Here is a 5628-nt window from a genome sequence, read left to right as displayed (position 1 = left end):
GTCCCGTCACGGCTGTCGGTGGGCAGTTTTACGCTGGCAGGGTTGCGTTCGGAAAGAAGGCACGGCTTCCCCTCGGGCTTCCAGGCCATGAGCCAGGGTGTGACCGACACCATATCGAGTCCCTTTTCGCACCTTTCACACCCCGTAAAGCGGGGCAAACATCCCGCCCCGGTGATCCACTGTCGCGCCCGCGCGATAACACAAGGGCCCCTTTCACCCAACCCCTCCCCACCATGCATTTTCCGAATTCACTGGGTAAGTTTGCTGGGCATGACCGCCGCACAGGAAGATCTTGCCCACCCCCTCCCGTCCAGTGAATTCACCGTTATCGGCTCTCCCCGAGTGGAGGACGGAGCCGCGATCTGGCGCATCGCCCGCGACTCCCGGGCCCTGGACCTGAACTCCTCCTACAGCTATCTGCTGTGGTGCCGTGACTTCGCCGGTACCTCACTGGTGGCACGGGACGGGAGCGGCATCCCGGTCGCCTTCGTCACCGGGTATGTCCGGCCCGAGCAGCCGACCACGCTCGTGGTCTGGCAGATCGCCGTGGACGCCTCCCACCGGGGCCGGGGACTGGCGGGCACTCTGCTGGACGCGCTGACCGACAAGGTGCGCGGCACCCAGGGAATCCGGCGGATCGAGACCACGATCACCCCCGACAACACCGCCTCCGACCGGCTCTTCACCTCGTTCGCACAGCGCCGGGGCACGGGTCTTGAGCGCGAGGTCCTCTTCGACGCCGCCCTCTTCCCGAGCGAGGCGGATGGTGCCGCCGCCCCGAGCGAGGGCGCGCGGGACGGACAGGACGGGCAGGACGCGTCGCACCAGTCCGAGTTCCTCTACCGCATCGGACTGCCGCCGCTCTGACGCGGTCCACCGGGTCGGAGCGACAGCGGCACACCGACGTACCCACGGCGGCTGACCACCGCCGGGACGCCGGAGCCCGGCCGCTCTCGTACCTCCCGTATCCCTGACACCCCTCACTCCTCACGCACGCGACACCCCCCGGAGACCTCCATGACCATCACCCCGCCCGCCCTCAGCGTCTTCGAGACCCTGGAGTCCGAGGTCCGCAGCTACTGCCGTGGCTGGCCCGCCGTCTTCGACCGCGCGCAGGGCAGCTTCCTCCATGACGAGGACGGCCACACCTATCTCGACTTCTTCGCCGGGGCCGGATCCCTCAACTACGGGCACAACAACCCGGTCCTCAAACGCGCCCTGCTCGACTACATCGAGCGGGACGGCATCACCCACGGCCTCGACATGGCCACCACCGCCAAACGGGCCTTCCTGGAGTCGTTCCAGAACATCGTGCTGCGCCCGCGTGACCTCCCGTACAAGGTGATGTTCCCGGGCCCGACCGGCACCAACGCGGTGGAGGCGGCGCTCAAGCTGGCGCGGAAGGTGAAGGGCCGGGAGTCGGTGGTCTCCTTCACCAACGCCTTCCACGGAATGTCGCTGGGCTCACTCGCCGTGACCGGCAACGCCTTCAAGCGGGCGGGCGCCGGGATCCCGCTGGTGCACGGCACGCCGATGCCCTTCGACAACTACTTCGACGGCCGGGTCCCGGACTTCCTCTGGTTCGAGAAGCTCCTGGAGGACCAGGGCTCCGGCCTCAACAAGCCCGCCGCCGTGATCGTGGAGACCGTGCAGGGCGAGGGCGGGATCAACGTCGCCCGGCCCGAGTGGCTGCGCGCGCTCAAGGAACTGTGCGAGCGGCGGGACATGCTGCTCATCGTGGACGACATCCAGATGGGCTGTGGCCGCACCGGAGGGTTCTTCTCCTTCGAGGAGGCCGGGATCGTCCCGGACATCGTCACCCTCTCCAAGTCCATCAGCGGCTACGGGCTGCCGATGTCGCTCTGCCTGTTCACCCCGGAGCTGGACATCTGGGGACCGGGCGAGCACAACGGCACCTTCCGGGGCAACAACCCGGCCTTCGTCACGGCCGCCGCCGCGCTCGACACCTACTGGGCCGACGGCGAGATGGAGAAGCAGACCCTGGCCCGGGGCGAGGAGACCGAGCGGGCGCTCCTCGGGATCACGGCCGAGTGCGACGACCCCGGGGTGGCCTTCCGGGGCCGGGGGCTGGTGTGGGGGCTGGAGTTCCCCGACCCGGAGCGGGCGTCGGCGGTCTGCCGCCGCGCCTTCGAGCTGGGGATGCTGCTGGAGACCTCCGGGCCGCGCGGTGAGGTGGTCAAGCTGCTGCCGCCGCTGACGGTCAGCGCCGGGGAGCTGGACCAGGGACTGCGGATCCTGGCCCGCGCGGTCCGTGAGACGGCCCGAGGTCCACAGGACAGCTGAGGTCCGTGAGACGGCCCGAGCGGCACCACCCCTCGTACCCGACTGTCAACAGACCCGCAGAGAGAGGCGGCGCGCAATGATCATCCGATCGCTCGGCGAGATCGAGAACACCGAACGCCATGTCAAGGCCGCGTCGGGCACCTGGGAGAGCAAGCGGCTCGTCCTCGCCCGCGAGAAGGTCGGCTTCTCCTTCCACGAGACCGTGCTGTACGCGGGCACGGAGACATCCATGTGGTACGCCAACCACATCGAGGCCGTGCTCTGTGTCGAGGGGGAGGCCGAGCTGACCGACGACGAGACCGGGGCGGTCCACCGGATCACGCCCGGGACGATGTACCTGCTCGACGGGCACGAGCGGCACACGCTGCGCCCCAAGACCGACTTCCGCTGTGTCTGCGTCTTCAACCCGCCGGTCACCGGCCGGGAGGACCACGACGAGAACGGCGTCTACCCCCTGATCACCGAGGAGGGCTGAACCATGACCACCGCCGTACGCGACGACACCGACCACTACCCGACCCGGGGCGTCGGCGAGATGCTGACCCCGCGCCAGGACCCGGTCGTCTGGTCGGCGCCCGGAGCGCCGGGCCCGATCACCACCCTGGAGCTGGCCGGGTACGAACGCGACGGCTTCCACACCGTCACCGACATGATCACGGACGAGGAGGTCGCGCTCTACCGCACCGAGATGGAGCGGCTGATCGCCGATCCCGCGATCCGCGCCGACGAGCGGTCGATCATCGAACCCCGTTCCCAGGATGTGCGCTCGGTCTTCGAGGTGCACCGGATCAGCGAGGTCTTCGCGGCGCTGGTGCGCGATGAGCGCGTGGTGGGCCGGGCGCGGCAGATCCTCGGCTCGGACGTCTACGTCCACCAGTCGCGGATCAACGTCAAACCGGGCTTCGGGGCCTCCGGCTTCTACTGGCACTCCGACTTCGAGACCTGGCACGCGGAGGACGGACTGCCGAACATGCGGACCGTCTCCGTCTCCATCGCGCTGACCGAGAACCGCGACACCAACGGCGGGCTGATGATCATGCCCGGCTCGCACCGCACCTTCCTGGGCTGCGCGGGCGAGACCCCGGAGGACAACTACAAGAAGTCGCTCCAGATGCAGGACGCGGGCACCCCGTCGGACGCGGCCCTGACCCAGCTGGCCGGGGAGCACGGCATCCGGCTCTTCACCGGCCGGGCGGGCTCGGCGACCTGGTTCGACTGCAACTGCATGCACGGCTCGGGCGACAACATCACGCCCTATCCGCGCAGCAACGTGTTCATCGTCTTCAACAGCGTGGAGAACGCGGCCGTCCGCCCGTTCGCCGCTCCGGAGCCCCGGCCGTCGTTCATCGGCGCGCGGGACTTCACCCCCGTCCGCTGAGCTGAGCTGACGGCGTACGGGCGCGGGGAGCGTACGGGAGGTACGGGACGTACGGAGGGGCCGGTCCGGGTGCGTGCGGACCGGCCCCCTCGGGGTGCAACGGGGATCCCCGTCCGTACGGGTGCGGGGATCCCCGTCCGCCCAGGCCCGGGCGGCCCTCCCGGTGACCAGGACCGGAGGGCTACGCGGGTGCCCCGGCCCCAGCGGTGATCAGACCGTCTGGAGCACCGGGTAGTCGATGTAGCCCTTGGCGTCGCCGCCGAAGAAGCTGGCCGGGTCCGGGGTGTTGTAGGGGCCCTCGGTGCGCAGGCGCCGCGGCAGGTCCGGGTTGGCGAGGTAGAGGGCGCCGAAGGCGATGATGTCGGCGAGGCCCTCGTCGATCAGCTCCAGCGCGCGGTGGTCGGTGGGGCCCTCGGTCCGGGGGTTGAGGATCAGCGTGCCGCTGAACCGCTCCCGGATGGCGTGGGTCACCGGCCGGGCCTCGTCGCTGTTCTCGGAGACATGCAGATAGGCGAGGCCGAGCGGCTCCACGGCGTCCACCAGCGCCGGGTAGACCTCGTGGGCGTCGGTCTCGGCGATGTCGTTGTACGGGTTGAACGGGGAGAGGCGCAGACCGGTGCGCGCGCCGCCGATCGCCTCGGCCACCGCGCGGGAGACCTCGTGGGCGAAGCGGATGCGGTTGGCGACCGTGCCGCCCCACGCGTCGTCGCGGCGGTTGGTGTTGGAGGCGAGGAACTGCTGGATGAGATAGCCGTTGGCGCCGTGCAGCTCGACCCCGTCGAACCCGGCCGCGACGGCGTTGCGCGCGGCGTCGGCGTACTCCTCGATCACGGCGGGGATCTCGTCGGCGCGCAGTTCGCGCGGTACGGGGAAGTCCTTGGGGCCGTCATGGGTGAAGAGCTGTCCGGCGGCGGCGACCGGGGAGGGCGCGACGCTGGCGCGGCCGTCGGGGAAGAGCACCGGGTGGCCGATCCGGCCGGAGTGCATCAGCTGGGCGAAGATCTTTCCGCCGCGTTCATGGACGGCGTCGGTGACCTGGCGCCAGCCCGCGATCTGTTCGTCGTTGTGGAGCCCGGGGGTGTCGGGGTAGCCCTGGCCGGTGACGGAGGGCTGGATGCCCTCGGTGATGATCAGCCCGGCTCCGGCGCGCTGGGCGTAGTAGGTCGCCGTGTCCTCGGTGGGGCTGAGCTGCGGGCCGAAGGCGCGGGAACGGGTCATCGGCGCCATGGCGACACGGTTGGTGAGCGTGAGACCGGCGAGGTCGACGGGGCTGAAGGCGGTGGTCATCGGGGGCTCCCTGGGCGATATTGGTCGGCCAAGTAAAAATATATGGTCGACCAATGATTGGCCGACGAGCACCACTGTAGCGCATTGATTGGCCGACCAATGTAAAATCGGGATGTGGCTGCGCCCCGGCGGGAACGACCGTCCGGACCGGCCCGACGAGGAGGTCCGATGACGCCCGAGACGACCGGGGGCAGCGTCACCACGCAGCCCACCGGCTGTGAGATGTTCGGCCCCGTCAACCACGTGGTCGCCAAGCTCGCCCGGCTCCACCGCATGGCGGCGGCCAAGCTGCTGCGCGCGCACGGCCTCTACCCGGGTCAGGAGTTCCTGCTGATGCGGCTGTGGGACGCGGGCCCGGTCCGCCAGTCCGAGTTGATCAAGGTGCTGGACCTGGACCCGTCCACCGTGACCAAGATGCTCCAGCGCCTGGAGCACTCCGGCCATGTACGGCGCAGCCCCGACCCCCACGACCGGCGCGCGGTCCTGGTCGAGGCCACCGAGAAGAGCTGCGCCCTGCGCGTGGCGGTCGCCGACTCCTGGGCCGAACTGGAGCGGCAGACGCTCCAGGGCCTGGCGGAGGACGAGCGGGAGGAGTTCGTCCGGCTGCTGGGCAAGGCGGCGGAGAACCTCTGCCGGGAGACGGCGGCGGAGTGCGGCGC

At 69.9% G+C, this 5628-nt stretch carries 6 protein-coding genes; 5 read left to right on the top strand and 1 reads right to left on the bottom strand.

Annotated features, from left to right (window positions below; genetic code table 11):
• Positions 1 to 270: 270 nt before the first annotated feature.
• The 4 genes from ectA to thpD all read left to right on the top strand — a co-directional run bounded on the left by ectA (position 271) and on the right by thpD (position 3682).
• Positions 271 to 867, top strand: coding sequence for a diaminobutyrate acetyltransferase (gene ectA / locus ACFVIM_RS32165; protein WP_384309006.1), 597 nt, complete (start codon positions 271 to 273; stop codon positions 865 to 867).
• A gap of 150 nt (positions 868 to 1017) precedes the next feature.
• The gene (gene ectB / locus ACFVIM_RS32160) at positions 1018 to 2304 is read left to right on the top strand and encodes a diaminobutyrate--2-oxoglutarate transaminase (RefSeq protein WP_384309004.1); all 1287 of its coding nucleotides are present in this window, start codon (positions 1018 to 1020) and stop codon (positions 2302 to 2304) included.
• 76 nt (positions 2305 to 2380) lie between these two features.
• Entirely contained in the window at positions 2381 to 2779 is a 399-nt protein-coding gene (locus ACFVIM_RS32155; protein ID WP_384309002.1) for an ectoine synthase, read from the top strand.
• Between the two features lie 3 nt (positions 2780 to 2782).
• Positions 2783 to 3682: an ectoine hydroxylase gene (thpD, locus tag ACFVIM_RS32150; protein ID WP_384308999.1), complete on the top strand. Its 900-nt coding sequence runs from the start codon at positions 2783 to 2785 to the stop codon at positions 3680 to 3682.
• A 210-nt stretch (positions 3683 to 3892) separates the two neighbouring features.
• Here thpD and ACFVIM_RS32145 read toward each other — a convergent pair whose 3' ends face one another.
• Positions 3893 to 4969, bottom strand: a complete 1077-nt coding sequence (locus tag ACFVIM_RS32145) for an alkene reductase (RefSeq protein ID WP_384308996.1) — start codon at positions 4967 to 4969, stop codon at positions 3893 to 3895.
• Positions 4970 to 5137: 168 nt separating this feature from the next.
• On the opposite strand from ACFVIM_RS32145, the gene ACFVIM_RS32140 reads away from it, so the two are divergent.
• Positions 5138 to 5628, top strand: a 491-nt coding sequence (locus ACFVIM_RS32140) for a MarR family winged helix-turn-helix transcriptional regulator (RefSeq protein WP_384308994.1), incomplete at its 3' end; no start/stop codon positions are given.

Source organism: Streptomyces sp. NPDC057638 (assembly GCF_042800315.1).
In the GTDB taxonomy this organism is placed as follows: Bacteria; Actinomycetota; Actinomycetes; order Streptomycetales; family Streptomycetaceae; genus Streptomyces.
The sequence above is the reverse complement of the archived record's forward strand: the minus strand, read 5'-3'. Positions and strand labels throughout refer to the sequence as shown.

Excerpts from the sequence above, each read along its gene's own strand:
- ectA (WP_384309006.1), top strand. The coding sequence starts at position 271 with ATGACCGCCGCACAGGAAGATCTTGCCCACCCCCTCCCGTCCAGTGAA.
- ectB (WP_384309004.1), top strand. The coding sequence starts at position 1,018 with ATGACCATCACCCCGCCCGCCCTCAGCGTCTTCGAGACCCTGGAGTCC.
- ACFVIM_RS32155 (WP_384309002.1), top strand. The coding sequence starts at position 2,381 with ATGATCATCCGATCGCTCGGCGAGATCGAGAACACCGAACGCCATGTC.
- thpD (WP_384308999.1), top strand. The coding sequence starts at position 2,783 with ATGACCACCGCCGTACGCGACGACACCGACCACTACCCGACCCGGGGC.
- ACFVIM_RS32145 (WP_384308996.1), bottom strand. The coding sequence starts at position 4,969 with ATGACCACCGCCTTCAGCCCCGTCGACCTCGCCGGTCTCACGCTCACC.